Genomic DNA, 16,646 nt, shown 5'->3' on the forward strand with positions numbered 1-16,646 from the left:
CTGAGCGTGTCGTGGGTGTAAAGCGCTCGAAATGACCGTGTAGGCGGAGAACAAAGATGGAAAGATAGGGAAGACAACAGTTCGTTTTCTACCGTTGCTATATGGTGTGCCCGCGTGCGAGTCTGACAGGAGTTCGAAACCTCTTTAATACTTTAGGCGAGCCTAAAAACACGGTTCGGGCTGACGCCTCGACAGCAAATCGGTGTCGAAGTCGGCGGGACCGTGTAAGCAAACCCAAGGCCCCCGATGGCTTGCGCACAGAGTCGGCACCGACGTGCCGACTCACAGGGGGATAGAGGCATCTGAATAATATGAATTTTGGTGAATTTTCAATCGGCAGAAAGAATTTTATTGTTTTAGGCCGACCTAAAACTGTATGGCGGACTGCGACACTCAAGCGACTAACCGACGGGGGACAAGGCGATGACCGACAACGAAACGCTACTCACCAAGCAGGCCGCGCGTGAGTCGAACGCGCGAAGCTACCCGCGGAACCTTCCGCACGCCATCAAGGAGGCCAAAGGGGTAACCGTCACCGACATGGACGGTACTGAGTACTACGACTGTCTTGCCGGGGCCGGAACGCTCGCGCTCGGCCACAATCATCCAAAAGTGGTCGAAGCGATGGAGACGGTTCTCGCGGAAGACCGGCCGCTCCACACGCTGGACATCACGACGCCGGTCAAAGAGCGATTCGTGGACACGCTATTTGGGACGCTTCCCGACGAGTTCTCGGACAACGCGCGGATCCAGTTCTGTAGTCCCGCCGGGACCGACGCTATCGAAGCGGCGATCAAACTGGTCAAGACCGCCACGGGGAACCGCTCGATGCTCGGCTTTCAGGGCGGCTACCACGGCATGACGAACGGTGCGCTGAGTCTGATGGGCAACACGGACCCGAAAGCTGACGTTGCCGGACTCATGCCGAACGTCCACCACCTGCCGTATCCCTACGAGTACCGCTGTCCGTTCGGCGTCGGTGGCGACCGGTGCCACAAACTCGCCAGCCAGTACGTCGAAAACACGCTCGACGACCCCGAAAGCGGCATCACGGACCCCGCCGGAATGGTCGTCGAACTCGTCCAAGGAGAAGGCGGAGCGATTCCCGCGGCCGACGAGTGGACCCGCGAGATTCGACGAATGACCCGCGAGCGAGACATCCCGCTCATCGTGGACGAAATCCAGACCGGATTGGGCCGGACAGGAGCGCTATACGCGTTCGAACACGCCGATATCGTTCCGGATGCGATTACGCTCTCGAAGGCCGTCGGCGGGTCGCTTCCCCTCTCAGTCGTCGTCTACGACGACTCGCTCGACGAGTGGGAACCGGGTGCGCACGCCGGAACGTTCCGTGGGAACCAACTTGCGATGGCCGCCGGTATCGCAACCATCGAACACGTCGTGGAAAATAATCTCCACGAGCACGCCGAACGCGTCGGCGAACGCCTGCGCGGACACCTCGAATCGACAGCAAACGCTCACGACGCCGTCGGCGACGTTCGCGGTCGCGGATTGATGCTCGGCGTCGAGATGGTCGACCCGTCCGGAGAACCCGATGCGTGCGGCCACTACCCGGTGCATTCGGACCTCGCGGATGCCGTTCGGGCGGCCTGCTTCGAGCGCGGTCTCATCGTGGAACTGGGCGGGCGGCACAGTAGCGTCGTCCGGTTCCTCCCGCCGCTTATCGTCTCGCAGAACGACGTTGACGAAATCGGTCGCATCTTCGACGACGCCGTCGAAGCCGCGGTCGAATCGGTGCGTCACGGACGGTCACAGGAGGTGCTCGCGTGAGCAACGCAGAACAGCTCTGGGAGGAACAACCGGACATGGAAGGGCTGTTCCTCGGAGACGACGAGGCGGACCGAGAGACCTATCGAGCGGCAATCGAACAGGCGTGCGACATCGTTCTCGGGGAGTTCCTCGAAAACGCCACGCCGTACTCCGGTGCGGCTCCCGAAGAACTGGCGGACACACTCGCCGAATTCGAAATGCTTCCCGCCGAGGGCGACGGATTGGAGGCGGCGCTCGACCGGGCCAGCCCGGTTCTTCGCAACTCCGTCGGTGTCTCCGACCCGCACTGCATCGCGCATCTACAGTGTCCGCCGATGGTGCCGGCACTCGCCGCGGAAGTGCTTTTGACCGCGGCGAACCAGTCGATGGACTCGTGGGACCAAAGCCCCGCGGCGACCCACCTCGAACAGCAGTTCATCTCGGAACTGTGTGCTCTGTTCGGCTACGACGAAACAAAAAGCGACGGCGTCTTCACGAGCGGTGGCACGCAGTCGAACTTCGTCGGCCTGTTACTCGCTCGAAACCGGATCTTAATCGAAGAGTACGGCGTCGATGCACAGAAAAACGGACTGCCTCCGGAGGCCCGAGACCTCCGCATCCTCTGTTCGGAGGCGGCTCACTTCACCGCGAAGCAGGCCGCGGCGCAACTCGGATTAGGTGAAAGCGCGGTCGTTACCGTCCCGACGGACACCGAGTACCGTCTGTCGGTCGAGGCGTTCGACGAGGCAATCGTCGATATTCGCGCGAACGGAAACCGGCCGTTCGCAATCTTCGCCACCGCCGGAACGACCGATTTCGGCAGTATCGACCCGATAGAACCGCTGGCCGACCGCGCGCGAAAGTACGACTGTTGGTTCCACGTCGATGCCGCGTGGGGCGGCGCGCTCGCGTTGAGTGACGCGCACGCCGACAAACTCGCCGGCATCGAATCCGCGGACTCCATCTCGGTCGATTTCCACAAGATGTTCTATCAGCCCATCAGCTGTGGGGCGATTCTCGTCCGCGACGAGTCGTCTTACGACCTCATCGACCGGAACGCGGCGTATCTGAACCCCGAACGCGACGACGACGCCGGCGTACCGAACCTCGTGTCGAAATCGGTGCAGACAACCCGACGGTTCGACGCGCTCAAGCCGTTCGTCACGATGCAGGCGGTCGGCCGCGAGGGTCTCGCCTCGCTGATGGAGTACACCATCGACCTCGCCGCCGAAGCGGTCGAACTTATCGACCGTGACCCCGACTTACACGTCATTCACGACTCGCCGTTGAACGTCGTTCTCTTCCGGTACGTCCCCGAGTCGGTTCCGGCGGACGCGACGCGCGAAGCGTGGACCGGGCGCGTGAACGAGGCGATTCGTGATTCGCTTCTCGAAGACGGTGAGGCGGTTATCGCGCGAACGACCGTCGATGGCATCAACTGTCTGAAGTTGACGCTTCTGAATCCTCGGACGACACGCGAGGATATCCGTTCGCTTCTGCAATCGGTCGTCGCTCGCGGTACCGAATTCGAAACCAACCCCGACGAACTCTACTCATGAACGAAACAGACATCGACGACTCCGTAGCGCCCGCAGAATCTGCGACACTCCACAGTTTCCTCAACTGTTATCTCCGAGAAACCGGTGATTACGACGTTATTTCCGAGCGTGACGCGCCGCTCGATGCCGACACCGACGACGTCATCCGCGCGTCGCTTCCGGAGCAGGGAGTAACCATCTACGTCCCGCTTCAGTACGAGTCGCTGACCGGCCGACACCAGTTCGACCTCCCCGCAGTCTATCGGATTGCGAACGGTGAGACGCTGAAACTCGACTACCCGACGCTCGTGAATCTCGTCACGACGGAGCTGAAACGAACACGTGACGATACGGGCGCGGGTGACGAACTACTCTTGCGAGTTATCAAGAGCCACAAGAACATCGAGCGCTTCGTCGAAGCACGAACGGACGACTCGGAGCGGCTCTACGGCTTCGACACCTCGTTCCGAGACGCCGAGCAGTCGCTCGTGTTTGGCCACCAGTTGCATCCGACGCCGAAGAGCCGACAGGGAATCCCACCACACAAAGAACAGACGTACGCGCCGGAACTTCGAGGCGCGTTCCCGCTGGCGTATTTCAAGGCGGACCCGTCGCTGGTCAAAGAGAAATCGGTGCGCACACAAGCCGCGTCCGAGTGGGTCAAAGAGACGCTCCGCGAAGACGAGAACGTCCCCGAATCGTTCGTCTCCGAGCACGTCGATTCGGACGACGTACTGCTTCCGGTCCATCCGTGGCAGGCTGGCTATCTGCGCGAACAACCGCACGTCCAAGAACATCTCGGCGACGGACTCGAATATGTGGGCCAAGTCGGCCGGGAGTTCCATCCCACATCGTCGGTGCGAACGCTGTACGCTCCCGACTCGCCGTTTATGGTCAAGGCGTCGCTGAACGTCAAAATCACCAACTCCGAACGAACCAACAAACTCGACGAGTTGGAGCGAGGCGTCGCCGTCACCGAACTACTGGAGACCGAACTCGGCGACGAACTCGCCGAGCGATTCCCCTCGTTCGACATCGTCTCCGACCCCGGCTACTTGACGCTCGACCTCGGTGACGGCGAATCCGGATTCGAGACGGTCCTCCGAGAGAACCCGTTCCGTGGCGCGGACGCGATGAACGCGACGCCCGTCGTTGGTCTGTGTCAAGAACACGTCGGCGACGGCGATTCGCGGCTCGCAACCATAATCAAAACGCTCGCGGAACGCGAGGGGCGCTCGACGGACGCGGTGAGCGAAGACTGGTTCGAGCAGTACCTCGAACGGTCGGTTCGACCGATTCTGTGGCTCTATCTGGAGCGCGGACTGGGCGTCGAAGCCCACCAACAAAACAGCGTGCTGTCGCTCGAAGACGGCTATCCGGACACGTTCTACTACCGCGACAATCAGGGCTACTACCTGCCAGAGTCGATTCACGACAGGGTTGACGAACACCTCCCGGGAATCGGCGACCGCGCGGAGTCGGTCTGTCCCGATTGGATTGCCGACGAACGGCTCCGGTACTACATCATCCTCAACAACGCCTTCGGTCTCATCAACGCCTTCGGGACCGCGGGCCTCGCCGACGAAACGCGACTCCTCAAACTACTGCGTGCGGAACTCGAATCACTTCGAGAGTTCGACCGCGCGTCGTCGTCGTTCCTCGACGAACTCCTCACGGAGCCGACGGTGCCGTGCAAGGCGAACCTGCTGACGCGATTCCACGATATGGACGAACTCGTCGGGTCGCTAGCGAACCAGTCGGTGTACGTTGACATCGACAACCCGCTCGTCAGCGAACTGGAGGTGGTCTCACCGTGACGGCCGCGACGGTGGAGACCGAGCGCCAAGAGTACGCCTACGAGGTGTACGACGAAACAATCGACCGGACCATCGGCTTCGCCGAACTCGAACTGGAGCGGGACTTCGACCGCCTCCACACGTGGTTCGGCTACGACCACGTGAAACCGGACTGGCAACTCGACCTGCCCCGGTCCGAGTTCCGGTTAGAACTCGACGCGAAGGTGAGCGACGACCACCTCACGCTGTACATCGGCTACATCGACCACGTGCCGATGAGCTACTGGGAGACGTACGACGCGAAAGACGACGTCCTCAGTGAGTGCTACGACGTACACCCCGACGACAGAGGTATTCACGTGCTTCTCGGTCCGCCGGAGTACGTCGCCCGTGGCTACGGAACGGCCATGATTCAGGCAATTACGGCGTTTCAGTTCGAGACGACCGACGCAAAGCGTATCGTCGGCGAACCGGACATCCGAAGCGAGCGCACACACCACGTCTTGGATAAATGTCACTTCGACCGAAAAGGGGAGATTTCGCTTCCGGACAAAGATGCCATGCTCGTACACTGTGAGCGTGACCGATTCTACGAGGAGAGTGCGTACGATGAGTGACCGAAGTGAGCGCGAGCCGAAAAACGGGGGTGAGAGTGGAAGGAAAGATGGCTCCGAGAGTAAGGAGAGTGAGACACCCGTTCACGACGTACTCGGCGTCGGTCTCGGCCCATTCAATCTCGGTCTCGCGGCGCTTCTCGACAGCGCCGACGACGAGGTCGATGCCGTCTTCCTCGAACAGGACGCCGAGTTCGCGTGGCACGAGGGGATGCTCATCGAGGGGACGACACTCGAAGTGCCGTTCCTCGCCGACCTCGTGACGCTGGCTGACCCGACGAGTCAGCACAGCTATCTGAACTACCTCCGCGAGACCGGCCGCATCTACGAGTTTTACTTCTACGAGCGGTTCCAAATTCCTCGCCGAGAGTACAACGACTACCTCCAGTGGGTGAGTGAACGACTCGGGTCGTGTCGGTTCGAGCGACGCGTGACCGATATCCGATGGTGTGAGGGCAACGACAGCGTAAGCGACACTGGCGGCGCAGACGGTTCCGGCGATTCTGGCAGTGGCGACGACGCCAGCGACGGTGGCGATGCGGCCGACGCCGGCGGCGGCTATTTCGAGGTCATCGCCCGCCATCCCGACCACGGCGAAGAGCACTATTATCGCGCGGAGGACATCATCTTCGGCGTTGGCAGTCGCCCGCACGTTCCGGACGCCCTCGGCGGCCACCCAGAGCGTGACGTGTTCCACACCGCCGCCTACCGAAATCGCAAGGCCCGCTGTCTCGACGCGGATTCGATTACCGTCATCGGGTCGGGACAGAGCGCGGCGGAGGTCTTTTTGGACCTGCTCAACGCGCAGGCCGACGCGGACTACCGCCTCGATTGGCTCACTCGGTCGGCGGGCTTTTTCCCGATGGAGTACTCGAAACTCGGGCTACAGCACTTCACGCCGGAGTACACGCAGTACTTCAACGACCTCCCACAGGAGACCCGCGACGAGTTGTACCCCGAGCAAGGATTGCTGTACAAAGGCATCGACGTAAACACCAGCGCCGAGATTTACGACATGCTCTACCGGCGGTCCATCGGCGACCGTGACCCCGACGTGGGGCTGTTTGCGATGACGGAAGTCACCGATATCGACCGTATCGGAGGCGACCGCACCGAAGAGACTGACCCGCGATATCTCCTCGTTTGCGAGCAGTGGCAGTCCGAAACGCGGTTTACCCACGACAGCGAGGTCGTGATTCTCGGGACCGGCTATCACCGACCGACACCCGGCTTTCTGTCGCCGCTCGAATCCGCTATCGAGTGGGACGACCAGGGCCGATACTGCGTCACAGAAGATTACCGCCTCCGGACGGACGACGACGTGACGGGCCGCATCTTCGTCCAGAACGCGGAACTGCACACCCACGGGGTCGGCGCGCCTGACCTCGGGCTAGGATGCTACCGAAACGCGCATATCGTGAACCAACTCTGCGACCGCACCGTCTACCCGGAAGACGAAGATACGGTCTTCCAAGACTTCGCGGTCGAGGAGTTCCTCGAAACAGTTGACGGACGAGACACACAGATAACATCCTCGATGGAGAGACAAAGATGAACGGACGAGACACACTTACGACGGCGCTCGAAACGGGGCGGTGGACCGGTGTCAACCGCGAACTGCTCGCCAAGATGATCGAGGAGTTCCTCTACGAGGAGTTGCTCGAACCGACCGAACGGGAGAGCGACGGTGACCGCGAGGACGGCGAGTGGACGCAGTATCGACTCGATTACGACGACGTCGCCTATCGATTCGAGGCGATGTCGCGGCCGTTCGATAGCTACCGTGTCGAGTTGGAGAGCATCGAGCGCAAGGAAGACAGCGAGTGGACCGACGCGACCGACGCCGTACAGTTCCTCCTCGATGCCCGCGAATCACTCGGCGTCGCGCCCGAAACGGCGAGCCACCTCGTTCGAGAGTACAACAACACGCTCCTCGCCGACGCGCACATCGACGCTCGAAAGTCTGGTGTCGAAAAGAGCATCCTCGACATGGACTACCCCGAGATAGAAGGGGAGATGGAGGGTCACCCGTGGTTCACTATCAACAAAGGTCGAATCGGGTTCGGCTACGACGATTACCGGTCGTACGCGCCCGAATTGAAAAACCCACAGTCGCTCGTGTGGGTCGCCGTTCATCGAGCGGTCGCCGACTTCCGAAGCGTGGACGGTCTCGATTACGAGTCGCTCCTGGACCAACAACTCGGGGACACGACCGCGGAGTTCGCCGACAGACTCCGCAATCAGGGTCACGACCCGGCTTCGTACTACTACCTCCCTGTCCACGAGTGGCAGTGGAACAACACCGTCAGCCAGTTGTTCGCCGATGAGATTGCGACCGATGCAATCGTCCCGCTCGGAACCGGGCCGAACACGTATCTCCCACAGCAGTCGGTGCGGACGCTCACGAACGTTTCAGACCCCGAAAAGCCGCACGTCAAAGTCCCCATTCGAGTACTAAACACCATCGTCTACCGGGGTCTGCCGGGGACGCAGGCGCTCGAAGCACCGCGGGTCACGGAGTACGTGAAGTCGATTCGAGACGGCGATTCGTTCCTCAGAGACGACTGTAATCTCGTGTTACCGGGGGAGATTGCGAGCATCAACTACGACCACCCGAAGTTCTCACAACTCGAAGACGCGCCGTACCAGTACCACGAGTTATTGGGCGCGGTCTGGCGCGAGAGCGTCGAATCACTCGTCGAAGACGACGAGCAGGTACTCCCGCTGTCGGCGCTTATGCACGAAGACACGGACGGGAGACCAATCGTCTCGAAACTCGCCGAGCGCGCCGGGTGCTCCGTAGACGAGTGGTTGTCGGAGTGTTTCGACGTGTTGCTCCCGCCGCTCCTGCAGTATCTCTACAAGTACGGACTCGTCTTCATGCCCCACGGGACGAACACGATGCTCATCCTGCGAGATGGAGTGCCGACGCGGCTCGCCATCAAAGACTACGTGGACGAAATCGCAGTCAGCGAAGTCTGGCTTCCCGAACTCGACCGACTGCCGGACGGCTTGTACGAACACGACGAGATTATCCATCAGCGTCCCCCCGAGGGGATGTGCCAGCACATCGTCGGCACGCTGTTCGTCTGCGTGCTCCGCTACGTCGCGGACCTGCTCAATCGCCGGGAGGGGTACGAAGAGCGCAAGCTCTGGCGGCACGTTCGAGCGACTATCGAGGAGTACCAATCGAAGTTCCCGGAACTCGAAGCGCGATTCGACCTGTTCGACCTGTTCAAACCAGAGTACGAAAAACTCTGTCTGAACCGGAACCGACTGGTCGAATACGGCTACAGCGACGACCACGCGCCACCCGAAGTCGAGTCCTACGGCACCGTCTCGAACGCGCTTGCGGATATCGAACCGACGATTCAGACGGGACCGACAAACGAGTAGCGGAGCGTTCGAACGTATAGTTCGCTGGAGACACCGAGAACCCTTATTTTTAAAACTTACATAATAATACCCAGATATTCGAAAACAATATAGGACCAATTGAACCAATATGCCAACGGATGAGACAAGCAGGCACATTAATAGCACTAAGCACACTATTTTGATTCGAGGGTAGAATACGCAGTGATTGGTCTACGGATGGCCATTTTCGAGTAGCCGCGTAGCTGTTTTTCACGCTGATGTAGATTCTAACTCGGTAGTGAAAATAGCCAATGGAAATCGAACAGAACTGCGTACGGACTGGGGAACCAGAGACGAGTGGCCAAAAGCGTATGACAATCAAATCACGGGAGAGAATTCCAGTTCAGGTGGCTAATTACACGCGTATGGTTGTAATAGAGATGTTCGGATACCGAATAACGCTCGTCTCAAACCAACGGGTCCAGCCGCCGAACTCAAGAAGGAACCACCAACGGACACGATTCCCATTACACGAGTATGCCCGTAATGGAGTGGTCGGTCGGCTTCGCTGGGTGCTCGATAATCGCAAGACACGATAGAATCCGAACGGGCGTTCGCATTACGAAACAGAATGTCGAGGAGCGGGGAGATACGGGATGAAGCCACACGATAAGCTCGTGGAAAAACAAAGCACCAAAAATAGGTAATTCGGAGGTTTAACGACCAGTAGACTGCTTTTGGAGTAAAATGGAACCGGAAGCCGAGGAGAATGAGTTGTTACTATTACGAAATCATTGACGACGCAAGTGCGAATACGACCACCCGAATCGGCACGCAGTCGGTCGAATACTGGCGGTATATGAGCTTCAAACATTGAGCCTATGTCGGATAAAATATCATTGGCCGTAGAATTATTATAGTGTGTCAGACAATCACTGTACAGGATACGTTCGGCAATACTGCACACATGAGTGCGCAGTCGGACGGTCCGCCCGAATCATGAAACAGAGCAGACGAAGCTACCTACGGAACACGTCAGCCCTGCTCGCGCTCCTCGGTGGCGCGGGTACGGCCGCAGCAGCAGAGAACCCCCCAAAGTGGGACCCCGAAGCGACCTATACCGGCGGGGACCGAGTCACTCACAACGGCTATATCTGGGAGGCGAAGTGGTGGACGAAAGGCGACGAGCCGACCACCGACGCCAACATGTGGAAACAGATCGGCGAGGCCGGTGGTGGCGGCGACGGCCCGAAGGCGTCGTTTACCGCGAGCGACCTCGTCATCAATCCCGGTGAAACCGTCCAGTTCGACGCGAGCGGGTCCGGCGACACAGCCACCCAGTACGACTGGGACTTCGGCGATGGCACGACAGGTACCGGGAAAACCACGTCGCACACCTACGGTTCGGTCGGCGAGTACACGGTGACGCTGACCGTAACCGACGACTCCGGCGCGAGCGGTTCGACGACGAAGGTCATCACCGCGAGCGACGGCGGCATGCCGACAGACAAGCGCGTCGTCGGCTACTACATGCAGTGGGCGCAGTGGGACCGCGAGTACAACCCCGGCGACATCCCGCTGGACAAGGTTACACACGTCAACTACGCCTTCCTGACGGTGAAACAGGACGGGACCGTCGATTACATCAGCGAGAACGCGGCGATGCGAGTCCTCGAACCCGAATCGTGGCACGACCACACCGGATTCGACGAACTCGTTGACGACCCGACGACCAAGTTCCTGTTTTCCATCGGCGGCTGGAACGACTCGAAGTACTTCTCGGACGCCGCGAAGAACGAAGCGAACCGACAGCGGTTCGCAAAGACCGCCGTCGAAATCATGCGCAAGCACAACTTCGACGGTCTCGACATCGACTGGGAGTATCCCGGCGGTGGCGGAAAGTCCGGGAACAACGTCCGCGACGGCGACAAAAAGCGGTACTCCGACCTGCTCGATGCGGTCAGAACCGAACTCGACGCCGCAGAAAAAGAAGACGGCCAAGAGTACCTGCTGACGACCGCGCTGTCCGCGGACCCGAAGAAAAACGAAGGGCTTGACCACCAGCAGAACACCGGTCTGCTCGACTTCGTGAACGTCATGACGTACGACTTCCACGGAGCCTTCGACGAATACACGAACCACCAGAGTCCGCTGTACTTCAAGGAGAACGACCCATCCCCGCGTGCGGCCGACTTCAACGTCGATGCCGCGATGAGCTATTGGGCGAACACCGCGTTCGATAGCTCACAACTCTCGATGGGACTGCCGTTCTACGGCCGAAGCTTCGGAAACGTCGCAAGTAGCGACAACGGTGGTCTCTACCAGTCCTTCGATGGGTCGCCCGACGGGACGTGGGGACAGGACAACGGTATCATGGAGTTCTGGGACATCAACAAGAACCTCAAACCTAGCTCCGAATACGAGTACTACTGGGACGACACGGCCAAGGTCCCGTGGATTTACTCGAAGAGTTCGGACGTGCTCGTCAGCTACGACAATCCGAAGTCGGTCGGCATCAAGACGGACTACGCCGTCAACAACGATATCGGCGGGCTGATGTTCTGGGCCTTCTCGGGCGACAAAAACGAAGTGCTACTCGACACGGTTCTCGAACACCTCTAAAACGGAAGCACACGACACTCGCGGAACCCGACTCACGAGCAGTACAGACGCCGACTGCGACGCGTCCCGGACGGCGGGAGGCGTCGAATAGCGGCCGCAAAATCCAATTATAGTATGCTAAAATTTATTTTTCATAAATATTTAATAATTGCTACTCGGTACGGTACCCGTCGCCAGCGAGTCGGTGCGGTCGTGTAAATCGGCAGACGCCGTTGGGGCGCCGGATACCGCCCCGGAAGTGGTGGCCTCTGCTGGGATACGACCCGCTGACGAGGGCGACGTTCAACCATGAAACAGAGCAGACGGAACTACCTACGGAATACGTCAGGCCTCCTCGCACTCCTCTCGGGCGCGAGCGCAACCGCATCGGCAGAGACGCCGCCAGCGTGGCAACCAGACGTCGCGTACGAAGGCGGCGACCGCGTCACCCACAACGACTACGTGTGGGAGGCGAAGTGGTGGACGAAAGGCGACGAGCCGACCACCGACGCCAACATGTGGAAACAGATCGGCGAGGCCGGCGGTGGCGGCGGCCTGAAGGCATCGTTCACTGCGAGCGACGGCTACGTCGAACCCGGGTCGGAGGTCGTCTTCGACGCGAGCGGGTCGAGCGGAAGCCCCACGAGTTACGAGTGGGACTTCGGTGACGGCACGACCGGCACCGGAAAGACCGCGTCCCACACCTACGACTCCGAAAGCGAATACACAATCACGCTGACCATCAGCAACGCGGACGGAACCGATTCGACGACGAGAACGGTCACGGTCTCGCAGAACGCCCCGTCCGATGAGTTCAGTATCGTCGGCTACTACCCGAGTTGGAAGGGCAACGAGGAGTACCAGTACTACCCCGAGGACATCCCCTTCGACAAGGTAACCGACGTTCTGTACGCGTTCCTCAACGTGAAGGCGGACGGCAGTGTCGTCATCCCGGACAGCGAAGTAGACCACGAAAGTCTGCTCCAGTCGTTCTCTGACCTCAAGCAAGGACCGGCCGCCGACACGACGCTCAAACTCTCTATCGGTGGGTGGGCGCTCTCACCCGGCTTCGAAGACGCCGCAAAAAACGAGACGAACCGAACCCGGTTCGCGGAGACTGCCGTCTCACTCATGCGGAAGTACGATTTCGACGGCATCGACATCGACTGGGAACACCCCGGTCCGAACCGTGGCGTCTGCGAGTGCGGCAGTGCCGAAGGGCCGGCGAATCACGTCAAACTGCTCCAGGCAGTGCGTGACAAACTCGACGCCGTGGAGAAAGAAGACGGACGGACGTACTACCTCTCTGTCGCAAACGGCGGGTCGGACTGGAACGCCTCGCTCATCAAGCACCGCGAAGTCGAACGCGTCGTTGACGAAATCTACATGATGGCGTACGACTTCACCGGCGTCTGGCACGAGACCGCGGGGCTGAACGCGCCGATATACGGCACGCCGAACGACTACCCGCCGTCGGGCGACGCCCAACAGTACAGCGTCGAGACGACGCTCGAAATCTGGAAGAACAAGGGCTACTGGGTCGATTGGATGCAGTGGGAAGATTACGGCGAACCGGTCGAAGACCCCGCGAGCCTCGTTCTCGGCCTGCCGTTCTACGGCCGCGGTTGTAAGGTCGAAAACGGTATCTGGGACACCTTCTCGCTTGCCGACTGGCAACAGGGCGACCCGAAGCACCAAAACGAGGTTATCCCACCGGGCACGTGGAACGACCTCCTCGGACCCGACCAGGCGAACACCGGCGCGTTCGACTACGGCGACCTCGAAAACAACTACGAAGGTGCCGACGGCTGGCAGAAGAATGTCAACGAACAGGGACAGGTGCCGTGGCTCTGGAACGAAGAGAAGGGCATCTTCATCAGCTACGATGACCCGGCATCCATCGAGGAGAAGGTCAAACTCGCAAAGTCCCGCGGACTCGGCGGCGTGATGTTCTGGGAACTGTCGCAGGACTACAACGGTACCCTCCTCGACACCATCAACGCCAACAAATGAAACAGAATCGACGTTCGATACTCCGGTCTGTCGCGGGGCTGGCGGGTGTTACCGGACTGTCCACTGTCGGTGTCTCGTCGGCGACGGCGGCCACCGACCACCCACAGTGGGACCCGAATACGGTCTACACCGACGGCGACCGCGTCGTCCACGACGCCTACGTCTGGGAGGCGGAGTGGTGGACGAAAGGCGACGTACCGGCCACAGACGCCAACGTGTGGACGGGAATCGAACCCGCCGAGAACGCGGGCGACCCGCCGACGGCCGCGTTCGACGTGAGTGCGACGTTCGTCCAACCCGGAGCGAAACTCACGTGCGACGCCAGCGCATCGACCGGCGACATCGACAGTTACGAGTGGGACTTCGGCGACGGAACTACGAAAACCGGACTGACCACAGCACACGCCTACGACGCAACCGGCGACTACACCATCTCACTCACCGTCACTGACGCCGACGGCACCACCACAGCATCGACACGGCAACTCACGGTCGATGCCGACGGCGTTCCCGCCGCGAATCCGATTCCGGACAGCATCTTCGCGCCGTACGTCGATATGATGCTGGAAGACCAACTCTCGCTTGCGGACAACGTCGAAGCGGCCGGAACGAAGTACTTCACGCTCGCGTTCGTCCTCGCAGACGACAACGGCGAGCCGGCGTGGGCCGGGAGTCAGACGGTTGGCGAACCGAGCAACTGGCTCGACGTCGGCACGCAACTGACCGAACTCCGGAACCAACACGGCGGCGAGGTTATCGTCTCGTTCGGCGGTCTCAACGGCACGTATCTCGCCGAGTCGCTGTCGAGCGCCAGCGAGTTGAAAGACGCCTACGCGACGGTCGTCGATACCTACGACCTGACGTTCATCGACTTCGACGAGGAGTCGCGCATCAGCCGCGACGAGGAGTCGATTCAGCGACGGAACGAGGCGCTCGTCATGTTGCAAGAAGAGTACCCAGACCTGCGCGTCTCGTACACGCTCCCGGTGATGCCGTCCGGACTCCCGAGCCACGGCTCCAACGACGTGCTGTTCGTGCTCGAAGACGCCGTGTCCAAGGGCGTCGAACTGGAGGCGGTCAACCTCATGGCCATGGATTACGGCGCGGACATCGCGCCGAACGCCGAAAACGCCATCAGCGCGGCAGAGAACGTCCACGCACAACTCGGCGACCTCTATCCCGACAAGTCGGCCGCCGAGCGCTGGGGTATGCTCGGACTCACGCCGATGATCGGTGTCAACGACATCGGCGGGACGTTCTACCAAGAAGATGCACAACAGGTGCTCGACTTCGCACAGAACAACGGCCTTCCGTGGCTCTCGTTTTGGGAACTCGTCCGCGACAACGGCGAGGGCGACAAACTCTACGAGAGCACTCTCATCGAACAGGAACCGTTCGAGTTCTCGTCCCTCCTCAATCCGTTTACGACCCAACAATGACACAACATCGTCGAACGTATCTTCGGAACGTATCGGCACTCGTCACGTCAGTCGCTGGCGTGAGCGCAGTATCGACCGCGGCGGCCGCACCGCCGGCGTGGGACGAATCGACCCTGTATCAGGAAGGTGACCGCGTCACCTACGACGGGTACATCTGGGAGGCCGACCTCTCCTCGCGGAACGCCCAGCCGTCCGACGGTTCGGCGTACTGGACTAAAATCGGTCCCGTCGATGGCGGCGGTGGCGGTGACGGAGACCTGACGGCGGCGTTTACCGTCAGCGACGCGACCGTCACGCCGGGAACGTCAGTCTCGTTCGACGCGAGCGACTCCACCGGTTCGATAGCGAGCTACAACTGGTCGTTCAGTGACGGCGGAAGCGCGACCGGGAAAACCATCTCCCACGCGTTCGACTCGACCGGCTCGTACGCGGTCAAACTCACCGTCACGGGGGCAGACGGTGCGACCAACACGACAGAACAGACCGTCACGGTCGAATCAGCCGATGGCGGCGGTGGCGGGACGCCGACAGACGGCCTGCCGTCGAGCGTCTTCGCGCCCTACGACCACGTTTCCACGAACTCGGGGACGGAACCGATAGACCACGCGTCGGAGGCGGGAACGAACTACTTCCACCTCGCGTTCGTACTCGCGGGTCCGAACGGAGAACCGGCGTGGGACGGCGACGCGAACCAACTCGTCGGCGAGTCGCCCGTCGGCGGCTACATCGACGACCTCCACGCGGCCGGCGGCGAGGTCATCATCGCCTTCGGCGGCGCGGCAGGTCCGTATCTCGCAGACGGCACCGACGACCCGGCGGTTCTCGCAGACCGCTTCGAGGCGGTCGTCGATGCGTACGGCGCGACGCACCTCGACATCGACGAGGAGGCGTTCGCCATGGACACGGTCAAGCGCCGAAACGAGGCGCTTGCGACGCTCCAAGAGCGCCGCCCCGAGGTCAGCATCTCCTTTACGCTTCCCACGTCAACGAAGGGACTGACCGCACAGGGCAAAGACGTGCTCCAAGACGCCATCGACAAGGGAGTCACCATCGATACGGTGAACATCATGACGATGAACTACGGGTGGGTCGAACCGACCGGAGACATCGTGACCCAGTCGGCGAGCAACCTCCACGACGACCTCGGGAGCCTCTTCCCCAACAAGTCGGCCACAGAGCGCTGGAGCATGGTCGGTATCACGCCGATGATCGGTGTGAATAACGTCGGCGGGAAGTTCACGCAGTCGGACGCCAAACAGGTGGTCGCGTTCGCACAGGACAACGACATCGGTCTGCTTTCGTTCTGGTCTATCGACCGAGACAACGGCACCGGGTCCGGTGAGGTCTCACCCATCAAAAGCGGTATCGACCAAACGCCGTACGAGTTCTCGTCCATCTTCGCTCCGTTCACGAGCGAGTAACGACCCGAGTCGAACTCGGAGTCAACCTCGGACCCCGTTTCCGGTTTCGGCTCTGACTTCGAATCCGACTCACGGCGTCTCCCCGTTTCGGCGCATC

General features: G+C 60.6%; 10 protein-coding genes. All 10 read left to right on the forward strand.

Going from position 1 to position 16,646, the window contains the following annotated elements:
• The first annotated feature begins 423 nt into the window (after positions 1-423).
• Complete coding sequence (locus C440_RS06185; RefSeq protein WP_008319358.1) at positions 424-1,791, forward strand: diaminobutyrate--2-oxoglutarate transaminase; 1,368 nt, start codon at positions 424-426, stop codon at positions 1,789-1,791.
• A 35-nt stretch (positions 1,792-1,826) separates the two neighbouring features.
• Positions 1,827-3,329 (forward strand): pyridoxal phosphate-dependent decarboxylase family protein, encoded by a 1,503-nt coding sequence (locus C440_RS06190; protein WP_049915491.1) that lies wholly within the window; start codon positions 1,827-1,829, stop codon positions 3,327-3,329.
• Positions 3,326-5,125: an IucA/IucC family protein gene (locus C440_RS06195; RefSeq protein WP_008319362.1), complete on the forward strand. Its 1,800-nt coding sequence runs from the start codon at positions 3,326-3,328 to the stop codon at positions 5,123-5,125. Before C440_RS06190 ends, C440_RS06195 begins: the two co-directional genes overlap by 4 nt.
• Positions 5,122-5,721 carry a GNAT family N-acetyltransferase gene (locus C440_RS06200; RefSeq protein ID WP_008319364.1) on the forward strand — a complete coding sequence of 200 codons (600 nt, stop codon included), beginning with the start codon at positions 5,122-5,124 and terminating at the stop codon, positions 5,719-5,721. The genes C440_RS06195 and C440_RS06200 overlap by 4 nt, the downstream gene beginning before the upstream one ends.
• Complete coding sequence (locus tag C440_RS06205) at positions 5,714-7,273, forward strand: lysine N(6)-hydroxylase/L-ornithine N(5)-oxygenase family protein (protein ID WP_008319366.1); 1,560 nt, start codon at positions 5,714-5,716, stop codon at positions 7,271-7,273. The genes C440_RS06200 and C440_RS06205 overlap by 8 nt, the downstream gene beginning before the upstream one ends.
• Entirely contained in the window at positions 7,270-9,114 is a 1,845-nt protein-coding gene (locus C440_RS06210) for an IucA/IucC family protein (protein ID WP_008319367.1), read from the forward strand. Before C440_RS06205 ends, C440_RS06210 begins: the two co-directional genes overlap by 4 nt.
• A gap of 960 nt (positions 9,115-10,074) precedes the next feature.
• Positions 10,075-11,697 carry a glycosyl hydrolase family 18 protein gene (locus C440_RS06215; protein ID WP_008319369.1) on the forward strand — a complete coding sequence of 541 codons (1,623 nt, stop codon included), beginning with the start codon at positions 10,075-10,077 and terminating at the stop codon, positions 11,695-11,697.
• 288 nt (positions 11,698-11,985) lie between these two features.
• Positions 11,986-13,689 (forward strand): glycosyl hydrolase family 18 protein, encoded by a 1,704-nt coding sequence (locus C440_RS06220; RefSeq protein WP_008319371.1) that lies wholly within the window; start codon positions 11,986-11,988, stop codon positions 13,687-13,689.
• Positions 13,686-15,128: a PKD domain-containing protein gene (locus C440_RS06225; protein ID WP_008319373.1), complete on the forward strand. Its 1,443-nt coding sequence runs from the start codon at positions 13,686-13,688 to the stop codon at positions 15,126-15,128. Before C440_RS06220 ends, C440_RS06225 begins: the two co-directional genes overlap by 4 nt.
• Positions 15,125-16,549, forward strand: a complete 1,425-nt coding sequence (locus C440_RS06230; protein ID WP_008319376.1) for a PKD domain-containing protein — start codon at positions 15,125-15,127, stop codon at positions 16,547-16,549. Before C440_RS06225 ends, C440_RS06230 begins: the two co-directional genes overlap by 4 nt.
• The last annotated feature ends 97 nt before the right edge of the window (positions 16,550-16,646 follow it).

It is taken from the genome of Haloferax mucosum ATCC BAA-1512 (assembly GCF_000337815.1).
In the GTDB taxonomy this organism is placed as follows: domain Archaea; phylum Halobacteriota; class Halobacteria; order Halobacteriales; family Haloferacaceae; genus Haloferax; species Haloferax mucosum.